Source organism: Cupriavidus sp. GW823-FHT07A04, from assembly GCF_058794615.1.
The window spans coordinates 112449-132429 of record NZ_JBXAHA010000016.1; the positions used below are offsets into that span (position 1 = coordinate 112449).

Consider the following 19981-nt stretch of genomic DNA (forward strand, 5'->3'; position numbering starts at 1 on the left):
GCTTGGCGATCTGCTGCTGCCTATCCGGGAGCCGGCGCCAAGAGAATCGCCCATGCACGACAGCACCGCGATGCTGGCAACAACGATCGCCTTGCGGTTGTTTGCGGAGGATGAAATGCACAAGAAGACTGACTGTTGTCCAGCGACGTCCTCCAACAGCGTTGGAAGACGTACCGTACTGAAGACTGCGCTTGGCGTCGCAGCCATTGGGCTGGCGGGAACCATGGGGGGCGTTGAATCGGCTTACGCGGCGGCGCTATCGAAGTCCGAGCGGGACAAATTGACACCGGACCAGATTATCGAGAGCCTTAAGCAAGGAAATAGACGTTTCCGTTCGGGGAAGATGCTACCCCACGATTATCTGGCACAAAAAAGAGTGACTGCCGGCGGGCAGTATCCAGCGGCGGTGATCTTGAGTTGCATTGACTCCCGGGCTCCGGCCGAGATCATCCTTGACACGAGAATTGGCGATACTTTTAACGCGCGTGTCGCGGGCAATATTGTCAATGACGATCTCATTGGAAGCCTGGAGTTCGCCTGTGCAGCGGCCGGCGCTAAAGTTATCTTGGTGCTGGGGCACACAGGATGCGGGGCAATCAAGGGCGCGATTGATCACGTTGAACTGGGAAACCTGACCGGTCTCTTGGCCAAGATCAGACCGGCTGTGGATGAAACGCAGTACTCTGGTGACAGAAGCAGCAAGAATGATGAATTTGTCGATGCGGTGGCACAAACCAATGTTCGGCGCACGATCGACGCAATACGAAACGGGAGTAGCGTGCTGGCGCCGATGGAGAAAGATGGAAAATTAAAAATTGTCGGAGCGATGTACCACTTAAACGGTGGGGTTGTCGAATTCCTCGCCTGAAAATGAGACGCGGCACGGAGAAATCTGACAAGCAGTCGGGGCGTTGAATCGAGAAGCGCGATTCAATGCGGGACAAGCTTCTCCTTGGCAGGTTCAAGCGTATAGAGGAAGTTGCGCATGGGCGTTCTACCGTAGCACCAGCGCCCTCGCTTATCGCTTGCCGGGGCTAATTGGCGTCGCCTCGACACAAGAGATGATTTCTTCGATCGTTGTTTTGCACTGGATGAGCTGTTCAGCGCTGAATTTCTGACTGACTGCATTCGCCCAGGCCGCTTGACGCGTTGCCAATAGCGCCACAGCGGAATGGCCTGCGGCGGTTGGGGCGAGCAATTTGGCGGATTTATGTGATGGATTGTCGATAAACATCGCTAGACCCTCGCCTACCAGGACATCGGCTAGACGCTGCACACTTTGCCGGGTTAGCCCCATGAAGCGCCCAATCTCCGCGACAGTGCGGTGTTCATGGAGCACGGCTCCAAGAACGCGCCAACGGGCCGCCGTCAATCCCGCTGGCGCAGCGATCTGTTCGGCTGCTTCCATGAAACCGCCCTCGAGACGGAACACCATCAGCACAATATCCGTCAGAATCATGCCCGCTTTGGTCTTATTGACAGTCATTCCCGAACTCCTTCCTATTGGACGCTAGCGATGAAACGCAGGATTTCTCGCTCGACGCGATCGGGCTGGTCGAGCTGTATCCAGTGCCCGGTATCGGCCACCACGGCATGCGGCAACGCCGGGCGCAGCGCATGGAGCGCACTTGGCTTGTCGTTTGCGCTGCTGACCAGGAGAAAAATGGGGCCTTTCCATGCATCGAGCGCAGCTTCGGGATTCCAGCTTGCGAACGCGGCCGCAAATCCCAGCCGGGCTGCCGGGTCAACCGCAGCACAGTCTTCCAACACTCTGGCCTTTACCTGTGGGTTGTTGCCCGCAATCGAAGCATAAAACCCCCGCTGCACATCAAGGCTCGCAGGCCCATTCAGGGCCTCAAGAAACCCGGCGCGAACATCAGCAGGAAGCGCCCGTGGATCCGTCGCAGGATCAAGCAGGAACAGTCCCGCCACCCGGCCCGCGTGCCTGGCAGCATATTCCAGCGCAGCCGCACCACTGCCGCTGTGTGCCACGACAATGAACCGATCAAGTTTCAAGGACGCGGCTGTATCGCCAATGTCCTGTGCTCGCCCCGCATAGGAATAATCACCATCCGCAGCAGGGGCACTATCTCCGCTTCCCCGTGAGTCAACCGCATACACCCGCCTGCGTCGCCCGATGCGTTTGAGCATCTCCGACCACTGGCTTGCTCTGCCCGAGTCCGCATGCAGGAACAGCACGGGCAGATCGGTGCCGTCACCCGCTTCAAGCAGCGCAAGATTGCCCTGCGTTGCAGCGACTGTTGTCTGCTTCATCGTGATCTCCTGTATCGATTCCGCGGCTGTCGCGGGGAAATTGGTGAACCCTCGGCAACTGGGATCAGCAGTGCAATAGACAGCATCAATAGCTTGCCCGGGCGCATCACCAAAGCGCCGAGCCACCCATCAATTTGACAGGATACTGTCATTTTTACCTAATTGACAGCATCCTGTCAAATTGGGGTCGCGTTGGAAAACGGCTCTCCCGTCGTCTATGCCCGTAGCCCGCAGGCGGTTGCCTGCGTCCGCCAGCGCGCGGAGAGCGCCGGCGACAGGCCAGTGGCGGCCCGGAAGGCTGTTTCGGCCGCCAAGGCCCCAAAAAATGGAGAAGCCGGCACATGGCGAGCTTTGACTGAATTTAGGGACATCTTGTCATCTCGCTCTTACAAATTAAATTTGTTGCATACCAGATCTTAATTTGATTTAATTCGCGCCGCACGGCATCTGCTGTGCCCCTTTGCGCTCCTGCTTCTGCGCAAGACCGGCAAGGATCTCCCGTCTCGGCCGGTCTTTTTTTATGCCCACACCCGATACGGCGTGCCCGGCGCTGGCGTGACAACGGTGCTGGCAAGCCGCTGATTGCCCTTGGCGCTCACTTTGGCCACCCAGCCCTGCCTATGACCAGGCGCAGCCCAACCCGCCCTGGGAGCCGGGCGGCTCAGCGAAATAGCGCTTACTGCGAGCGCCGACAACGGGCCGGCAGCCATAAAAAAAGCCACCATCGCGGGTGGCTTGCGTTTGCGGCCCTGGAGGCGGCGCAATGCGTCATTAATATTGGCAGCGAGTAACCGGCCCAGTGTTGATGCACCGGATCTGATTGCCGTCTTGTGGTGTCAGAGGCGCAGCTTGCGGCGCCACGTATTGCGGCATTTGACGCCATGCGTTCTGCTGTTGCTGCAGTTGCTGGTTTTGCTGCTGCAATTGCGCGTTGAGCTGCTGCATTTGCTGGACAGTCATCTGCTGATTGAACTGATACATCTGCAACTGCTGATCGGTCATGGCGTCTCTGTATCCGGTTGCCTGACCGTCCGAGTTAAAGCACATGATTCGACTTGGCGAAAGAACCCTGTATCGCTCACATGTCGAATCGCCTGCCATGTAATATCTTCCGTTCACGAAGTTCGGCGCCGCCGAGCTTGCGCAGCCGGCGACCGTTAACGCTAGAAAAAGCGTTGTCATTTTTTTCATGGGTTGTTTCTTGAGCCCTTGTTGCGACGCGCGTTCGTCAGCATCGTCCAAAACCGCTCGCGATTTTCGCAATCGTTGACTCGTCATGCAAGCGGCATTGCGGCAGCCAACTGTCGGCGGCCCCCCCTCGGACAACATGATCTGCCCCATGAGCGGCGTACAGGCATTCGCTCATGAACCGCCTCCACGCCCCAGGCAAGGAAAAACGGATGACGGTGATTGTGCCGCGGGCGGAATAGGATGACTGGCTGGCCTGCCGGGATCCGGAGCGGGCGCGCGAGTTCGACGGCTCCAAGCCGCGGCAGGCTGACCGTGGTACCCGCCGGAGCATCCTGTTCGGCATGCGGTCAGGTTCGGCAGTACCCGCCACTGCCGGCAAAGATGCTGGGAATTGCTGCGTGACAGCCACACAGCGCGTTCGTGGATGTCTGCGAAAGCCGGAGGCCTACTCGGCAGTCACATAGACCAAGACCGCCAGGTCCGCGCCGACCACGTTCGCCTGGATCGTCGGGCTCAGGCTCAGTTCCTTTACCAGCCAAGGCTTGCCGCCAGCGTCCGGCAGACGAATGACCGCACCAATAGCGAGATGCGCGATGGGCGCGTCTGCGGTCAGTTCAGCCACGAGAACGGGGGCGCCGGCGGGCGTGGCGTTGGTTACATCAATGAAGGTGTATTTGAAAGCCATAGCATCTCCTAGGAAGGATCCGCGACCGCGCGCTGAGACTGGCCACTCCGACTTCATCTTGAAGCAGCTTCTCTCAACGAATGGCTGCATTGAGCGACACGTCAAATTAACCGCCGTCGCTGGAAACCAAGACTGCAGATGTGGGACTCCCCGCTGTAGTAGGAGTCGACCCGCGTACCGGCCGTTGGCGCGATGCTCGCCGACCTGGCGCCCCCGTTAGCCTCGTCTGGTCTTCGGGGAACTGGATCGGAGCATTGACACTATTTCATCAGGGAAATCACAATGGCGATCACCCCAATTGCCGCAAGGGTAACGATCACAAAGAGCAGCATGGGCTTGTCCGAGCTGGGTAGTTCAGCATCCTTCAAGCCATACGCAAAGGCTATCGGGTGCGCACTGATTTCATGCCGGATTTCGTCCTACAGGCGGTTCGTCGTTGCGAGATACCATGACAGCAAGTCGGGGATGCGCCTGCCGCCTCGGGATTTGCGCGTAGGCCGCATGCGGCCAGCCTGAGACCTTTTATTGAGCAGAAGGCACCCGCAACGCGGCCGCCTACATCGCAGCTGCGCGTGGCGCGTTCCCTTGCTTGACTCTCCACAAAACGGGGGAGCGGGCATTCCACCGGGCCGGTTTGAGCCAATCTAATCAAGGCCAGCAGCCTGCGTCGTGCCAACGAGTACTGCCAGGGGCAAGGCAAGGAAATGGAGGCGGTTGACATGAAGACCCACGGCGCTCGCGGGTGGACCCCACTTGAGTCAGAACTGACGTTCTAATGCGTCGCCCCGCCTAAGGCGCAGGCTCTTGTCCGTGTCAACCTATGTCAGGACTTGACACGCTCGGGCACGGCGGGAATGGCCTACACTGGTTGTATAGTCACCCAATAGGAGGCGCCATGGTTGCCTCGCTAGTCGTCCTGCTCGTCGGATTAGCGCTATGCGCGATCGTTGTCTGGGTGCTCCGCGAACATGATCCGACCCTGCTATCGGCACAACAGCGTGCCGTCCAGACATGGTTTGACCACCTGATCCATCGACACTAAGGGCTTATCGTCAAATCATCGCAGCCCGCCACCCGGCGGGCTTTTTGCTGTGCGCAACCTAGCGCCCGATGACCACCTGGAAGACCACGCCGGTCGGAACGGCGACGAGAAAGTAATCCCCGCCAACGCCCACCCACTGGTATCCGCGCGGCGGAGGCGACAGCCGATAGGCGCGCCAGTCATCGATCACGTACTGACGCTGACGGTATTCCGGGGGGACCCTTTCACCCTTGTGCCAGCTGCCAGGGCCCGGACGATCGGCGCGACGATCAGGGCCATACCTTTCGTCCATCTGTTCCCTGCCCCTGTCACCTTCCCAGCCTCTGTCACCTTGCTGATGGTGGTCACCATGCCGGCCGCGGTCGCTGTAGCCGTGCTGGCTATCGTGATCTTGTCCCTGATCATGACCCATGGGTGGCCTTCCGCGATCATCGCCGCCAGGCCCCCTATCTTGGGCATAGCCCGCAATCGAAGTGAGAGTACACGCCGCCAGCGCCAAGCTGGCGAACACCTTGATCTTCCGCATCTCGATCTCCTATAGCCCACGTATGAGGACCTATGCGATTCAGTCTATCCCGCCCCCCCGCGCCGACACGTTACGAAATCGTAACGTGTGCATCACAAGACCATTGGCGCCCTCACCCGCGCATCTTAGGCGCAACGCACGGACAGCAAGAACGCCGGCGAACTGAGCTCTCGCCTGACAAGGTAGAGAATCACCCCCCTGCGGGTGCTTGCGCGGCCAGAGAATCCAACAAGTCATTGATTTTAAATAGATTAGCAATGCCATGAGCAACCAGCCTCCCTTACCCACCTCAAGAGCGCAAGGCGAGAAGTGATCCTGCGCTCACCAACGTGGGAACGGACCAAGAGAAGCATCGCCTCACAGCCGCGCGTGCCAGAGAAGTGCTGCCGAAGGTACCCGGCCGATCTATTCGACCGCTGGGAGAGCGTTTGGCATGAGGGCCGGTTTGATCTCGTCCCCGACTGCGTAGGAACGCACCACATTCGACACGATGAACAAGGCAATCGGACGGTAACGCGGGAGGACTACGCAGAGATTGCTAAGGTCCAACAAGAACGCCCCGGCATATATGTCGTCGTCCATGACCACTCATTCGAAGATAATCGAGCCTGGTTTCGCTTCGCGTTTAAGTGGACTGATACCGGCACGGGTGAGCCGCGCAGTCGAGCAGGCATGCAGTCTTACAGGATCGAATCGGGCAAGCTCTCCGCAGGTCAAATAAGGCTTCCGATGGCCCGGCGGTGTCGCCTCTGAAGCGGCGTCCGCCAGGGCTTGCTACGGACGGATGCGCAGGCGCCATGGTCTCGTTATCTGCGCCGGCCGTCCAGCCGAGCATCGGTGGAAAACCGGGCAACTACCCAATCGAATCCGGAAGCGTAAGCGGTGAGCGCATCTCCATCGAAGCGAGCCACTGGCTCGGAAATCAGGTGCGTATGGAGGGTCGCATTCATAGCCCAACCAGGATGTCCGGCACCTATACGCAAACAGCGGCCGCTGGCGCTTGCCAATGGGACGCCACGAAGAAGTCATCAGGAACGATCCTAAACCGAGACGACAGGCACGCCCACCGGCAACTCGGCGCCCCCCTTCCCCGATCAGCCGCAGTGCCGCGACTCGCCTCCCAGGTCGCGGCAATTTTTGTGCGGTACAACCTGTCCTGGAAGGCCTGTGGGACCCCGCCCTCTGGCGGCCGGCGGCGGCCGCGCCTACAACGGATGCAGAAACCCCACCGGAGCTCAGTATGCCGCCGCGCGCTCGTCACGCCAGGGGCCCCTCAGATTTGAGGCTGCCGTTTCCTGCGCATATGATGGAAACTGAGGCGGCGCCACTCGCGCCACGAAGGAAGGCGCCATGACCGCATCCCCCGGTGGAATCAACTGCGACTTCACAATGAAAGCCCTCCGTATCGCTTCCTTTTTCCTCGCTACAGCCGCGCTATCCGCTCAAGCAGTTGAAGCGCCTGACAGCCAATGGCAGCGCGTTGGGTTGTCGCTATCCGAGCTTGTTGCACGTGGTTACGGCATTGCCGCGGTTACGAACGACTCGACTCCAATCGGGGTAGCAACCGAAACGTTCTTCCTCCAAAGGGGCGAAAGCGCGTACAAATGCATCGAGGTTCATGCCTATGATTCCAAGGCGAAAAAATCTGCAGTGCTTTTTGATTGCTTTGAACTCGTTACGCCCTACGTAACGCCTCGCACCAAGTGAGGCAAGTATGCGGGACAGGGCACGCCGTCATGCGTCACCCTACACAGCCTATCTGCACACCCCTGCCGCCGCCTTCAGCCTGACCTCGTAGCCGGCACGCAGCGCCAGCTCGCCCAGGTCCTTGTCGCGCCGGCGCTCGATGAAGTTGAACAGCCAGCGCACGATGGCCCAGTCGGGCAGGCCGCAGGCGAACACAACGCCGAACAGCGCCACCAGGCCGATGTAGTCGTGCATCCGGGCCTGCAGCCCGAACTTCTGCACGACCGCCGCGCCGGCTACGGCAGCGCCGCCAATTGGTTCGGGCATTTGTGACCCCGGCAAAGAAGAAGCCAGCTCGGGGCGAGCCATGGCTTTGCGTCATTGCTGCCTATCCGGACAGCGCGGAAACTGGCTTTGTGTGGAGAAAATGCTGAGGGGTGGGGAGTCATTCGAGGAACCCAAACGATCCCCCAATATTGGGGAATCAAAGAACGCAGACCGGCCGTACACTGCTTCCAACGTGTGCACCGCACCATGAGGCCGCTATGAGCATCTTCCTGCTGGGCTTTCTCGTCTTCGAGGCGCTCTGGTTCTTCCCATTCCGGAAGGTTTTCCGGACGGCTCGCTTCGAGTCGGGCTACGAGTATCTAGCCCTGATACCTGTATTTGGGCCTCTGGCCTGCGTCTGGATTCTCGCATTTAGGCCTTGGCCGCTGAAGTCGAGACTGGTGCGCACGCTGGCGCCCTAGACGAAAAAGCCACCCGGAGGTGGCCAAGAGCAGCAGCCGGTCAGGGCTGCGGAAAAGAGAAAGCCACCCGAAGGTGGCTGCGTTCCGGCAAATCGGTTCTGGTTCTACTGTGGTCGCTTTATCTGTGGAAGCGACTCCTGGAATCCGTGGAGCAAACAGCCGACGAGCGCCGGACCGTAGTTGCTATCCGGACTATCTGGGATCTTCCATTCGAAGAAGCCATCCTCGGCAAAGGTTGCGTTCCCCTGATCCTCGATCAGAATCACGTGGAATGGGACCAGCCGGATCATCTCATCCGCGCCTAGAATGAAGCGCGAGAATTGGTACCGCCCCACGAGGCGTCCATCCCACTTCGCAAAGCCGAACTGGGCATAAACGCGGCCGAAGCTAGTATTGAGCTCGAAACTCTCTCTCTCGTCACCCGGCAAAGCTGGGCCTTCCACCGCGGCGCGGGCCATGAATCCCTCCTGAGCAAGACATTCGCCCACGAACTTCATGAACCGCCTCGCCTGCGCGCGAAGCATCTCGGCGCGCATGGCGTTTTTCTTGGCGGCGTCGCCCTGCACTTTTGTGGCTTCCATGTCAGCTTCATGAGAGTGAAGTGATGCTCAGTCTCCGACGCGCTGGCGGTGTCTGCAATAGCCCTTTATGGGGGAATGTAGATCGCTGGATCGGGGTGGTGTGGCGAAACGACAAATACGGAAATCCCACAAGAGGAAATGCGCCATAGGACTGGCGACAATGGTTTCCAGCAGCAGGCACACGGGCCCGGGGAGACTCCGAAAGCACCGATCCAATCGTTGCTGCTACCCACGCCCCTTTGATGGTGCGCGTCTCGCCGGCATCCTGATACGTAAACCTCCCAAATGCAGTGCCGCGAGCATATTGGAATGCAAATGACTGCCATACCAATTGAGCGTGAGGCCGCGAGATGGTTGCCGACGCCAAGCGCGTTCGCGTCGCCGCAGAGGCCCGCGCCGCCGGTATGCAGCATGTGCAATGGCCGAGGCGAGATCAGCGGCTTCGTCGGCGCCGATTGCGGGCTACCAGACTGATCCGTGCCCGGACTGCGCCGCTCGCCGGCGCCGTGCGAACACCCCAATAGGATAGCCAACTACGACGATATCTCCTGCGAGACATGCGGCCACGTGCTGACGGATGAACAGACCCGCGTTATCGAGTTTGTCTGCGGTCAATATGAGCACCGCGGACTAACTGGCGGCCCCAATGCCTTGCGGCCCCTCTTGGCCGGCCATTCTCGTGACGTGACGAAAATGGCCGCCGACCATATCGGTGATGCCACCGAAAAGGCCGCAGAGCAGCCCAGCGAGGACAAGCGCGATGCCGAGCGGTATCGGTGGTTGCGTCGGGCCGGAAACACCAAGGCTATAGCGATAGTTGACGCGGCTTGCCTTGTGGAGATGGACGCCGCCATGCGCGCCGCAATCGCCAAGGGAGAGACGAAGTGATCGCCGCGCGCAATTCAGCAGCGGCCCTTCTTCGCTTGCCCAGGCGGGCAAAAGGACTCATTCCCGCCTTGGTCAACTCGACAATTCCCCTTCTTGGCTTGCCCGGGAGGGCAGCCGTTGCCTTGGCCACCGCCGTAGCCATCGTCATAAGGAAGCACTGCACAGCCGCTGAGCAGTGCGCCACAGGTGATCAGCAGCAAAAGAATGGGTTTCATGGCTCGTTTCGCAGGGGAGCTATTGATTTCGAGACAGCATACCAGTCGCAATCCACCTCATCGCGAACACGGGATGCGAAGCAATTCAATGATCCGCCGCCATGCCTCGAGTGCTCGGCCACTGACCGTTACCGTCACTATCGTGACTCTGCGCCACACCCTCACTGAGGCCGCCCACATCGCACTTCCCCAGCCCGAATGCATCTTCATACGGGGACGCGACGCAAAGCCTGAGAAATGCGCCGCAGGCAACGGCGATGGCGAGAACGGTGATCATTGGTCGGCAATCGAATTTGGGCGTCGGGGGCAAACAGGCTACCAGCATCAACCAATTTCGATTGCAAAGAATAGTCAACAAAAGCCGAGGTGTTCGCAAGATCCGCCGCAAATACAAGACGCTCGGCTTCTGCTGCGGCGCCATGGGCTTCAGAAGGCTGCTTCCCAGGTGGGCAACATGGTGGCCACCTTTCCCTGCGCGCGCCAGCCTGTTGCGGACTCCGCAAAGTGCGCCATTTCGTGGGGCCGAACGTGGGGCTGCTATGGGGCCGGAGCGCCGATGATAAGTGAAATGGGAGTAGCAGAGTGCAACGAGGCGATTGCCACAAATCACCTGCTAAGCCTTGTGGGGCCTAGCTTTGCAGGCTGAAGTGATGCGGAAATGCGGGAGGTGAAACGAGGCGAATAAGTGACGTAAAAAAGACTTTTGTGCGAGGAAGGGGCAAGCATACTCTATATAAATCAGCACCTTACAAGAATTATGGGGGCTGAATGGGGGTTAGCAGAAGTGCTTCATAAGGCTGTTTATGCACCAAAATAGTGCTCCTCAGTGCGCTTTATGGGTGGCACTGTATATTCATACAGTTAACTCGACAATCGACTATCCCTCTCGGACGGCTCCTATACTGGACATCCATACAGTATCCATTGAGAGAGACATGTTCGCCTGCGCCCCCGATACAGTCTACCTGTACAGCCAGTCCCACGGGGCCGCGCGTTTGGCCATCCGCTGCCCCCACGTCACCGTCGACGATCCGCTGCTCACCGCCGAGACCTGGAACCCGGAGGTGGAGGCCGCCGCGCAGGCCGCTAGCGCGACGATCACCCTGTCGGGGGTCGATATAGCGGCGATCATGGCCCTGCCGTGGACAATCGACCGCCTGGCGTTCGACTACCAGGGCGCATCGCTGAGCTTCCAGCTTGCCAAAAGCATCCAGTTTGCTGGCCCTCGCTCGATCTGCCTGCACACGCGCGGCGAGCGCCACTATGCCACCCGCCAGGAGATGGCATGTTCCCTGTGACCTACCAGGCGGCATCGATCTTCCTGGAAACCCAGTTCCTGCCCGGCGACACGGCCGAGCTGCGCCTCGACTGCGAGAACGTCACCGTCACGGCCAACGCGGTGACCGTGCACGGCATCGAGACGCGCTACATCGAGAAGATGGTGTGGACGGCCGATTACCTGTCTTTCGAGCAGGACGGCCAGCACCACCGGATCAAGGTTGCCCGGCCGGCGGTCCCTTACGGTCAGCCGGTCCATGCGATGGACGGGAACGCTCATCATGAATTCCTAAGGGGCTGGTCCAAACGTTTCGTGCTGCGCACTGACCTTCCTGAGCAGGATGCCCGCGTCTGGGCATGCTTCTGCCCATGGTCGCACACGATGACCGACAAGCCAGTTTTCCTGACCCACCTGATCGGCGGCGGCATCGACAAGATCTTCACCTCGGTGACGTGGCAAGATGCGCAGGACAAGCATCGGCGCGTCTCGGAGAAGGCGCAGCGGGTGCTCCCTTGCCAGGAGATGAGGATGTGCACTAACTACGCCCCGGTGCAGCGCCAGTTACTGCGCGACGTTTTCGGCGTCGTAGTTACCACAATTTAAATTGCCGGCTCAAAATCCGAATCAGCGGTCCGCCTTGGGAACACCCCTAAATGCCGGGTGATATGGCACCTTCCAGCCATTCCGAACCCTATCGATCGCGGTCTGCTGGCAGACGCCGGCCTGAACCAGCTTCTCAACTTCGGCGTTGGCGGCTTCGCTTTGGAAAATCGGTGTGTCTAGCGGCTCAACTGGAGGGCATGATTCCGGTTTTGGAGGCGGCACACGTCCGACCCTTTCCGGAACGAAATCGCAGAACCACGTTCTGCCATTGCACGCCTGCTGATCAGGATCGAACCAATATGTAAAAACGCCGAATGCCAGGATCCCTATCAGGATGAGTGCGGCCCGCGCACTTACGAACCGCCAATAGAATAAAACGGCCGCCGCCCATGCTATAGCGCCCATGCCTTCATGCCTCCTGTGCGTGTATTGTGGCGACGCCAAAGCGCGCTGGGGCTGAATTGTAGCGCCTCGCGGCGCCATGCTGCTACTCAAGCTAGCGCCAGACGGCGTCGACCTGACGCTGTTCCAGTAATCGCTACTGGCAGGTGGCTACGGCCGCCTTCAGCCTGACCTCGTAGCCCGCGCGCAGCGCCAGCTCTGCCAGCGCGGCCCGGAAGAACTCGAAGTCGCTGGCGGTGGCGGGCACCTTCGCCAGCGGCCAGTCCGGCTCGGGGATCTCGGCCGTCTTACAGGGCACGGCCACCGGCACCATCACCTCCACCGGCTTCTCAATCACCCGCGGTGCGGCGGCGCGGCCAGCCAGCATAAGCACCGCAAGTGCCGTGCACGCCGCGAAATTTCGAAATTTCGCAAGTTGCCACTTCATAGCTTCCCCCGCTCGGTCGTGATGGTCTGCCGCAGCCCGTGCAGCGATGCGCACTGGTCCGCGCCCGGCACCTGCACCTGGATCTTGCCCGCCAGCAGCGTGTACTTGGACTGGGCCGCCTGCGTTTCGGCGTCGGCCTTCGCCGCGGCATAGGCGCGGATCTTGGCCTGCGCCTCAAGCGCGGCCACTGCAGCGTTCTGAGTGGTCAACGAACCCGCCAGCGCCTAGTTGTCGCCCTTGGCCTTGACTAGGTCGGACTTGGCCAGCGCCAGCTCCGCGCGCGCCGCGTCGCGCTCGAGCCGGTAGACCCAGAACGAGCCGCCGGCCAGTGCCAGCACGACCAGCACCGCGGCAAAGAAGTTTCGTTCGGGCGTAGCGAAGACGGCTTTGATGGCCGCCCCGATAGCGTCAAGAATCAGCATGGTGAATCACCTCCGTGGGCGTGAATTGATAGCCCTCCCGGGCGTACTTCTGGGCGATCCAGAGCGGGAACGGCATGTCGTGGATGCCGTTCTTGCGGCCGGTGACCTGGATCAGGCCGCGTCCCATGAACCGCTTGCCGTCGCCGGGCTCGACATTGCCGAGGTCCGCCTTGCCTTCGTACCGGCGCTGCGTCGGCGTCGGCCCCCAGATCTCGCGCAGCAGGCGCAGCTGCCCGGACTCGTGCGCGACCTGCGCCAGGAAGGCAGCCGCGCGCGTGGGCGTGTTGACCTCGAACTGCAGCATCGCTGCAGCCAGCGGCGTGGCGAACGCGTCGGCGCGCGCGCCGGCCAGCGGCGTGATGGCGCGCAGCTGCGCGGCCGTGATAAGAAGGTCAGCCATGATTGCCCCCCCCCCGTCACCGCGTCGCGCACTTCCCCCGCCACCTCCGCCAGGTCCTTGTCGCGCCGACGCTCGACGAAGTTGAACAGCCAGCGCACGATGGCCCAAGCCGGCAGCCCACAGGCGAATACGAGACCGATCAGCGCAATCAACCCGATATAGTCGTGCGCCCATGCCTGTAGGCCAAGTTTCTGCACTACAGCGGCGCCCCCACAGGCGGAGCCAACAACCGTACTCGTCAGGCCTACGGCCCATTCCTTCTTGCTTCGCGGCGTCATCATGCACATCACAACGAGAGAGGCGAGCCCGGCGCCGATGGCGCCAGCGCCCGCGAGACCGCCGATAAGCTTCCAGCCTGCTACGCCTGCGGCGCTGCCGCTGATTGGTTCGGACATGTGAGACCCCTGATGTGGTGCCCGCTCTACGGCGGGCGTGAAAAAGCCGCCCGGGGGCGGCTTGGAGTGTGGGCGCGGTGGCGGCTTAGGCCGTGGCCCTACCCGGCGACCTGCCGAGCAACAAGAGCGCTGCCACGCGGTTTGGCTTCAACAGGTAATCGGCGACCAGGATCGAGAGTGATGTGGCCAAAATCATGGCTACGATGCCGTTCATGAGCGGGCCGGCGTCGGAATAACGGTATCGGATAAAGTAAAAGTGCAGCACGTATATCTCGAGAGTGCGCTGTCCGATGAAGCGCAGCGCTCGCGATAGCCAAGGCTTTGCTCCGCCCGCCTCAGTGAAGGCCCTTGCCCCCAAGAAAAACACTACGATACCGATCGCAGCGAACATCACCTGATACATGTAACCCGTCGCCAGATAACAGGTGTACAGAAGAGTAGACATCGGCAAGGAGTATGTCTGCTGCAATAGCAGACCAATCTGTGGAGGGTTCAGCCGCTCCCAGTAATAGACCGCGAACGGGAACACAAGTGAACTGGCGACTGCAACTGGCCCGGCCCATCTCTTTCCTGCCCCGAAAATCTGACGATGAAATACGCCAGCGAAGAAGAACGGCAAGTGAAACGCAATCAAACCAAGGCCAAGGACATAGTAGTGAATGCGCAGGTGAAAGAAGATCGCCCATATCAATACGCCGTACAGGACATACAGCAACGTTGATCTGCCAGCAAGGACCTTTCCCAGATCCGCCACACAGCTAAAGACGAACAGGACCCATAAGAACCAGAGACCAAGGTCCGGAGACCTGTATAAGTCGAGCATGTAGCTAGGAAACGTCACCGCCATCCCGGACAGCACATAGTTCAAAATGTGCCAAGTAAAAAATGGCAGCAGCAGCTGCCGCGTACGTTTGACGAGCGAATCGCCAAGTTCCGCGACCGACATCGTCATGGGCTTAAGGGAATAGACCATACCGCTGACAAGAAAGAACAAGGGCATATGGAACATGTATATGCCCTTGAACAGCAGGCTTCGATCAGGCTCACTAGTCCCACTTTGCGCGAGGTGGCCTGCAACAACGAGCAGGATTGCCAGCCCTTTATAAATGTCCAGCGAGTCAACGCGTGCCGCACGCGCCACCCCGGCCTCACCCATATTGTCGTTTTTCATTACTGTGAAAGATCTCCCCAATCGCGCCATTATCTCATCACGAGCGGACCGGGGAAACAAGCACCATCGGGGGGGCTTCAGGTCATCTCGTTATACAGAAGTCATGAGTCGTCCCGCAGCGCCTGAATCATGAACGCGGCATCCATTGTTCGCTGGAGGCCGATCCAGATCGTTTTGGCGCCGGGCTCGCCATCACTCTTTCGCCCAAGGAATCCGCCCAGAGAGGCCACCAAACGGATCATCTGATTGAGCGTAACCGGTGTCTTTGGACGGGCCTTTTTCGCGAGCACACATGCCCCTCGTATCTCGTCAGCGTCAAAGAACAGCGATGCGTCCAACTCGGGGCAGGTTCTGCCCAACCGCATCAGCCTGGCAATGCGCCATGCCACTACCATGTACAACACCAAGGCCCGTTCCACACGCTCCATTTGCGATAGCTGCAGCGCCTCGACCTTGCATCCGGTCTTCAAGACGTGGAAAAACATCTCGATCTCCCATCGGGCTCGATACCAATCAATCAATTCGACAATGGTGTCCCTGTTCTGCGCCTCGCGATTGGTCAGCAGTCGCCACACCACAGGTGTGACGCCCGCCGGCGCACCGATCTCGTGGGCCACCACACAAGTCACCGAGCCTGCCCGACTCGGCAGCTTCACACGTTGTGCGCGTAGTTCCTGCTTGACCTCGCGCGCCTTCTGGCCTGCGTGCCCCGGCAGGATAAAGCTGATTTCCCCAAGTGCCTGGCTGGCGTCGACGTTGTCCCACAGCTTGCCTGCCTCGGCAAGGTTGCGGTTGTATTGGGAACGGATCAGCCAGTCAGCGGGCTGACCGAGTTCATTTGCGCGGGCCATCAGCGCCGCGATGTCGCCTTCCCGATCCGTCACATAGACCAGGCGTGTCTGAGGTAGCAGCGCCGCTTGCTCCGCAACCCGTTCGTACCCTTCGATCCACCGTATGCTCTCCTTGATGCCGCCACGCTGTCCGTTAGCGTCCCGAGGCTCCCGAGCCCACATCCATGCATCGATCACGCCCAGCGGCTCCCGATCCGGCGTGACGGCGTACGTCGGATGCAGATACATCCCCCTCTGCGCTTCAAAGCTCAGCGGCCCTAGCCCCTCCACTTCCTGGCCGTTGAAGTTCAATTCGGTTGTGTCAGCGATGCACAACACCACCGGGAATTGGCCAGCCCTGGCAGCGGTGCGCTCCCAATGTGGCTGCATTACATCCGTCCATTCAATCTCCCCGTTACCGATGAACCGATACGCCGCCATGGTCTCCGACCACCCATCGCAAGCGCCAGGAATGCTCGCCGTCGGATTGGCCGCAAACCGCTTGAGCAGTTCCTTCACCCGCCGGTCCCGCCTGGGATCGCCCAGATTCAGCCCTTCAAATTCTTCGTCCACCCACGCCCCCGACTCGTTGCCCATTCGCGCTCGAAAAGTCGAGAGTAGACGCGAGTCCGTACGTGTTTACAACCCCCTACGTCTGAATTCCGTCAGTTCCCGACTGCATGTAGTCGAGGGGAGGCCATCACTTCTGTATAACGAGATGGCTTCAGGTTGGACGCTCTGGAAAATTTGCCGTATCCGGGAAGCCAGCCTGCTCGGGGAGGTTGCGCAACGCCTGCCGATAGGCGACGTACTTCTCTTTCGTCGGCGCCGGCACATCAGGCAGTTGTGTCCAGTCCGTAGCGCTGAGCAGTTGGTCTCGGATAGTGCGCGCCGTAGCGGCCCGTTCCGCATCGGTGGGGCTCGGGCGATCCACGACGACAGGATTGCCGCCGGCACCGGCGACTATCATCTTCCCTGCTGGCTCCGCCAGCATCAGTTCGGCCTTCCGCTCGGCGCTAACATCGACCAGATCGCCAGGGAGATTAGGGTACTCATCCAGCGAATCAACAGGATAGAAGCCGCCAGTTGCAGCTCAGAATTTCCAGTCCATTTACCACCCCACAACGATTGCAGAAATTTGGGAAGCGCCGGAACTACCGTTGTTGAACAGTACGGCGTTTGCGTTTGTCGCGTTACCGATGCCGCCAGCAGCAGATCCGCTAATGCCACCAGTGTTATTAAAGGCAGCGACGCCGCCGAGATATCCGTTTGGAAAGGCGATAGGAAACGACCAAGTTGCGCCACCGCCAGCAGAGATGGCTGCAACAGAGCCCCACTGAATGATCAGCGTAAGTTTCGACCCACCCACAAGAACCGGGATCTTTACGTAGCCGTTCGCAGAGAGGGTTGCCGCAAACTGCCCGAGGTTGACCGCATGCTGAGCCGCAGTTGGCCCCGCTACTGCGAACAGCTGGCTGGACAACCCGGCAAGGGCCGCATACCGCGCGTCACCTGCCCCAAGACTCACCGCATGGTTGCTCTGCGTGGGCGCTGCCACCTGCAGCGCGCCGCCCGTGCACTCGAGAACACCCACGAGCTGATGTCCGCGCGCCAGACCGACTGGCACTTGCCGCCGGCGACAATCTCCCCACCCTGCAGCGCACTGTGCGCGCCGCCGACCAGCGGCTGAGCACCCAGGCCGTTGACGTTCAGCGTCGACGCACCGCTGTTCGCGGTCTTGGCCTTGAACCACAGCACCATGCCGTCGGTCAGCGCAGTGATGGCCGGGCTGTAGCTGACGGCGTAGCCGTTGGCCGCCCCCGTGTCCACCGCAGTCGTCAACGCGTTCTGCTGGATCGCGTGCAGCAGGTCGGCCGGCAAAATTGGCGCGTTCGCAGCCTGGGCGATGTTGGCCGAGGTGATGGTCGTCTGGCCGTTGGCGACGGTCACCACCCACAGCCCGGTGTAGCCGGCATCCGGGGCCGGCGTGGTCTGCGTGCCGGTGGTGGCCGAGACACCGGCCTTGACCGTGATATTGACGATGCCCTTACGCGCGGTGGCCTGCTGAGCGCCGGAGTTGCCCGGCCCCGCCCACGCCTGCGTGGGGTTGCTGGCGTTGTAGTACGGCAGCGTGATCAGGCCGGCGTCCGAGTCGAGGTAGGCGGCCTGGATCAGGTAGTTGACGCTCTGGCCGGCCGTGGCCGGTGCCGGGCAGCTCAGTGTCACAGGGTCGAGCGAGATGCCCTGCTTCAGGATGCTGTGAGTGGTGTCGGCGGCCAGCGAGGAATAGGCAGTGGCGTCGATGTTGACCTCGCCGGGGTTCACGACCACCTGCAACGACGCCGGGCCGTTGGGCACGCAGCCGAGGCCGTTGACCACGGTCGCGGTACCGAGCATCGCGGCGGCCAACTTGGCCAGCGCGATCATGGCGTACTTGTTGATGTTCAGCAGGTCCGTTTCAAAGGGGATCTGACCCGGATAAACGATCTGGCGGTCCATTTAGGCTCCGGAAACGAAAAAGCCCGCGCGACGCGGGCTGTGAATGATCAGGTGTCTGTGATCTTGAGACGCTAGGGCGCTCAAAATATCCCCCTTTGTAGGGGAGCGATTTCCGGGCAATCGGCGCACTATTCCTGCCGCCAATCTGGCTCCGGATTCGATAGCCTCAGTTGCTGATATGACCCAACTCGCCTGCCTCTTCGCTTTCCAGTTGCTCTGGTTTTTCCCTCTTCGCCGAATCTTTGCGCGCACGCACCTACCCACGTCAATTGCCTTCCTCGCAATCATTCCGGCTGTAGGCCCGCTAATCTGCGCGTGGATCCTGGCGATACGCCCTTGGCCAATTAGGCGACGAGTGGCTGATTCATTTAGGTGAGCAGCAGGTGGCTAGGTCCGGTGCGCTGCCTGCCATCGTTCGCGCCGCAGATTCCCCCGTCATGGGGGATCGTCCAGCAGCTGCATCAACGCAAAATACCGACGGCCCGTTAGATTGGGACTTGCTATCCCTTCCCACCGAACTTCTCCTTCACAAGGATCTTGCAGTGATGCACGCGAACAGCTGCTCAACCGCGACTCAGCAAATACAGCTCACGGCACAGCAACTAGCCGAGCGACGAATCCGAGCGCTCGCGGATCTACTAGAGGAGGCCATCAAGAGCAGTACTCCACTAAAAACTCCCGGTGCAAGAACCTACGGGGCGGGAACCTCACCGACTCACGCCCACACTCGATAAGGCGTCCCCGGCTCCGGCGCGACAACGATGTCGCCCAGCGCCGCCAACTCCCCGGCGGCCAGCTCGCGTTCCAACCGCAGATTCACATGCCAGCCAGGCACCGCCGTCGGCGGCGTGATCACGTTGCCGTCGGCATCCCACGTGCCGCCCTCGTAGATAGTGCCAATGCTCGAGAGGTTGACGCCCTCAGCGGCAATGCGCTGCGCGACGCCGTCCTGGTCGGTATATTCGACCGTGAGGCCGGCGGCCAGCAGCGCCGCGCGCGTGGTATCGCGGTCGACGCCGCGGAGATAGTAGTCGTGGAACATGGTCACCTCACGCGGTCAGGGACTGGAGCTCGGCGTTGGTCATCCGGCGCGGGTAGTAGCGGACATTGCGCAGCCAGCTGTTGAGCACTTCACTGCTGGCGCCTTGATTCGTCCCGCCAAGCCGCGGCGCACTCACAGACGGCACGCCAGAGAGCGCCCACGGCACGGCAGCAGCACCATTCATCGAGTCGGCGTTTCCGGCCGCGCCGGCCACCACCGCCAGGACGGGCACACTCACGCTGGACACACCCGCCGCCAGCACATAACCGCCCAGGGTCGCGCTGTAGGCCGGATTGGTCGTGTCGGCGGTGACCGCGTACTGCTGCGTGCCGTCGCCCGTCTGAACGGTCGCGCCAACCGGTACCACGGCCTGCTGCGTCGCGGTGAAGCGCGCGAACGTGACCTGCCCGGTCGCGTAGGTGGCCGGTAGCCGGCTCACGCCGAAGTCGGCCACCCAGCTGTCCAGGTCGGCACCGCTGGACGTGGCCGCGCGCGTGATCGCCAGGACCTGCATGATCAGGCCCTGCAGCCAGATCACCACCGCGGCATTCGCCTCCACCACCGCGCGCAGGATCGAGCCGATGGTGAGGTCGACCAGCACCTTCGCGTAGCCCTGGATGGCCGTGACCTGGTTGCGGACCAGCGTTACCCAGTCCTGCGTCTGAATGCTCATA

Annotated in this window: 24 protein-coding genes; 6 read left to right on the plus strand and 18 right to left on the minus strand. The window is 60.7% G+C overall.

Features of this window, described 5'->3' with window-relative positions; all coding sequences use genetic code 11:
- Positions 1 to 115: 115 nt before the first annotated feature.
- Positions 116 to 868, plus strand: a complete 753-nt coding sequence (locus AC1Q7Q_RS26350) for a carbonic anhydrase family protein (RefSeq protein WP_492370807.1) — start codon at positions 116 to 118, stop codon at positions 866 to 868.
- Positions 869 to 1018: 150 nt separating this feature from the next.
- Here the strand turns inward: AC1Q7Q_RS26350 and AC1Q7Q_RS26355 are convergent, their stop codons facing one another.
- The 5 genes from AC1Q7Q_RS26355 to AC1Q7Q_RS26375 form a co-directional block, all read right to left on the minus strand.
- On the minus strand, positions 1019 to 1486 hold the full coding sequence (locus AC1Q7Q_RS26355) for a MarR family winged helix-turn-helix transcriptional regulator (RefSeq protein ID WP_492370671.1): 468 nt from the start codon (positions 1484 to 1486) through the stop codon (positions 1019 to 1021).
- Positions 1487 to 1500: 14 nt separating this feature from the next.
- Complete coding sequence (locus AC1Q7Q_RS26360) at positions 1501 to 2274, minus strand: alpha/beta fold hydrolase (RefSeq protein WP_492370672.1); 774 nt, start codon at positions 2272 to 2274, stop codon at positions 1501 to 1503.
- Positions 2275 to 3045: 771 nt separating this feature from the next.
- Positions 3046 to 3465 (minus strand): hypothetical protein, encoded by a 420-nt coding sequence (locus AC1Q7Q_RS26365; protein ID WP_492370673.1) that lies wholly within the window; start codon positions 3463 to 3465, stop codon positions 3046 to 3048.
- Between the two features lie 445 nt (positions 3466 to 3910).
- Positions 3911 to 4150, minus strand: coding sequence for a hypothetical protein (locus AC1Q7Q_RS26370; RefSeq protein WP_416048280.1), 240 nt, complete (start codon positions 4148 to 4150; stop codon positions 3911 to 3913).
- 1100 nt (positions 4151 to 5250) lie between these two features.
- A complete protein-coding gene (locus tag AC1Q7Q_RS26375; RefSeq protein ID WP_492370674.1) occupies positions 5251 to 5718 on the minus strand; it encodes an RcnB family protein in 468 nt (155 codons plus the stop codon).
- A gap of 1350 nt (positions 5719 to 7068) precedes the next feature.
- Here AC1Q7Q_RS26375 and AC1Q7Q_RS26380 point away from each other — a divergent pair.
- Positions 7069 to 7425 carry a hypothetical protein gene (locus AC1Q7Q_RS26380; RefSeq protein ID WP_492370675.1) on the plus strand — a complete coding sequence of 119 codons (357 nt, stop codon included), beginning with the start codon at positions 7069 to 7071 and terminating at the stop codon, positions 7423 to 7425.
- A gap of 48 nt (positions 7426 to 7473) precedes the next feature.
- Here AC1Q7Q_RS26380 and AC1Q7Q_RS26385 read toward each other — a convergent pair whose 3' ends face one another.
- Complete coding sequence (locus AC1Q7Q_RS26385) at positions 7474 to 7731, minus strand: hypothetical protein (protein WP_492370676.1); 258 nt, start codon at positions 7729 to 7731, stop codon at positions 7474 to 7476.
- Between the two features lie 218 nt (positions 7732 to 7949).
- On the opposite strand from AC1Q7Q_RS26385, the gene AC1Q7Q_RS26390 reads away from it, so the two are divergent.
- On the plus strand, positions 7950 to 8153 hold the full coding sequence (locus tag AC1Q7Q_RS26390) for a hypothetical protein (protein WP_416048276.1): 204 nt from the start codon (positions 7950 to 7952) through the stop codon (positions 8151 to 8153).
- 104 nt (positions 8154 to 8257) lie between these two features.
- On the opposite strand, the gene AC1Q7Q_RS26395 is transcribed toward AC1Q7Q_RS26390, so the two are convergent.
- The gene (locus tag AC1Q7Q_RS26395) at positions 8258 to 8734 is read right to left on the minus strand and encodes a hypothetical protein (RefSeq protein ID WP_492370677.1); all 477 of its coding nucleotides are present in this window, start codon (positions 8732 to 8734) and stop codon (positions 8258 to 8260) included.
- A gap of 477 nt (positions 8735 to 9211) precedes the next feature.
- On the opposite strand from AC1Q7Q_RS26395, the gene AC1Q7Q_RS26400 reads away from it, so the two are divergent.
- The 3 genes from AC1Q7Q_RS26400 to AC1Q7Q_RS26410 all read left to right on the plus strand — a co-directional run bounded on the left by AC1Q7Q_RS26400 (position 9212) and on the right by AC1Q7Q_RS26410 (position 11719).
- Positions 9212 to 9622 (plus strand): hypothetical protein, encoded by a 411-nt coding sequence (locus AC1Q7Q_RS26400; RefSeq protein ID WP_492370678.1) that lies wholly within the window; start codon positions 9212 to 9214, stop codon positions 9620 to 9622.
- 1150 nt (positions 9623 to 10772) lie between these two features.
- The gene (locus tag AC1Q7Q_RS26405; RefSeq protein ID WP_492370679.1) at positions 10773 to 11135 is read left to right on the plus strand and encodes a hypothetical protein; all 363 of its coding nucleotides are present in this window, start codon (positions 10773 to 10775) and stop codon (positions 11133 to 11135) included.
- Positions 11123 to 11719 carry a hypothetical protein gene (locus AC1Q7Q_RS26410; protein ID WP_492370680.1) on the plus strand — a complete coding sequence of 199 codons (597 nt, stop codon included), beginning with the start codon at positions 11123 to 11125 and terminating at the stop codon, positions 11717 to 11719. The genes AC1Q7Q_RS26405 and AC1Q7Q_RS26410 overlap by 13 nt, the downstream gene beginning before the upstream one ends.
- Positions 11720 to 12257: 538 nt before the next feature.
- On the opposite strand, the gene AC1Q7Q_RS26415 is transcribed toward AC1Q7Q_RS26410, so the two are convergent.
- The 11 genes from AC1Q7Q_RS26415 to AC1Q7Q_RS26465 form a co-directional block, all read right to left on the minus strand.
- Positions 12258 to 12488 (minus strand): hypothetical protein, encoded by a 231-nt coding sequence (locus AC1Q7Q_RS26415; RefSeq protein ID WP_492370808.1) that lies wholly within the window; start codon positions 12486 to 12488, stop codon positions 12258 to 12260.
- Between the two features lie 56 nt (positions 12489 to 12544).
- Complete coding sequence (locus AC1Q7Q_RS26420; RefSeq protein ID WP_492370681.1) at positions 12545 to 12757, minus strand: hypothetical protein; 213 nt, start codon at positions 12755 to 12757, stop codon at positions 12545 to 12547.
- 15 nt (positions 12758 to 12772) lie between these two features.
- Positions 12773 to 12970, minus strand: a complete 198-nt coding sequence (locus AC1Q7Q_RS26425) for a hypothetical protein (protein WP_492370682.1) — start codon at positions 12968 to 12970, stop codon at positions 12773 to 12775.
- Positions 12957 to 13370: a glycoside hydrolase family 19 protein gene (locus AC1Q7Q_RS26430; protein ID WP_492370683.1), complete on the minus strand. Its 414-nt coding sequence runs from the start codon at positions 13368 to 13370 to the stop codon at positions 12957 to 12959. Before AC1Q7Q_RS26430 ends, AC1Q7Q_RS26425 begins: the two co-directional genes overlap by 14 nt.
- 480 nt (positions 13371 to 13850) lie before the next feature.
- Positions 13851 to 14936, minus strand: a complete 1086-nt coding sequence (locus tag AC1Q7Q_RS26435) for an acyltransferase family protein (RefSeq protein WP_492370684.1) — start codon at positions 14934 to 14936, stop codon at positions 13851 to 13853.
- A gap of 101 nt (positions 14937 to 15037) precedes the next feature.
- On the minus strand, positions 15038 to 16363 hold the full coding sequence (locus AC1Q7Q_RS26440) for an IS4 family transposase (RefSeq protein WP_492370685.1): 1326 nt from the start codon (positions 16361 to 16363) through the stop codon (positions 15038 to 15040).
- Positions 16364 to 16490: 127 nt separating this feature from the next.
- A complete protein-coding gene (locus AC1Q7Q_RS26445; protein WP_492370686.1) occupies positions 16491 to 16736 on the minus strand; it encodes a tail fiber assembly protein in 246 nt (81 codons plus the stop codon).
- A gap of 141 nt (positions 16737 to 16877) precedes the next feature.
- Positions 16878 to 17249: a gp53-like domain-containing protein gene (locus AC1Q7Q_RS26450; protein WP_492370687.1), complete on the minus strand. Its 372-nt coding sequence runs from the start codon at positions 17247 to 17249 to the stop codon at positions 16878 to 16880.
- Positions 17250 to 17290: 41 nt separating this feature from the next.
- Positions 17291 to 18265 carry a hypothetical protein gene (locus tag AC1Q7Q_RS26455; RefSeq protein ID WP_492370688.1) on the minus strand — a complete coding sequence of 325 codons (975 nt, stop codon included), beginning with the start codon at positions 18263 to 18265 and terminating at the stop codon, positions 17291 to 17293.
- A 715-nt stretch (positions 18266 to 18980) separates the two neighbouring features.
- Positions 18981 to 19307: a hypothetical protein gene (locus AC1Q7Q_RS26460; RefSeq protein ID WP_492370689.1), complete on the minus strand. Its 327-nt coding sequence runs from the start codon at positions 19305 to 19307 to the stop codon at positions 18981 to 18983.
- A gap of 7 nt (positions 19308 to 19314) precedes the next feature.
- Positions 19315 to 19980 carry a hypothetical protein gene (locus tag AC1Q7Q_RS26465; protein ID WP_492370690.1) on the minus strand — a complete coding sequence of 222 codons (666 nt, stop codon included), beginning with the start codon at positions 19978 to 19980 and terminating at the stop codon, positions 19315 to 19317.
- Position 19981: the final 1 nt, after the last annotated feature.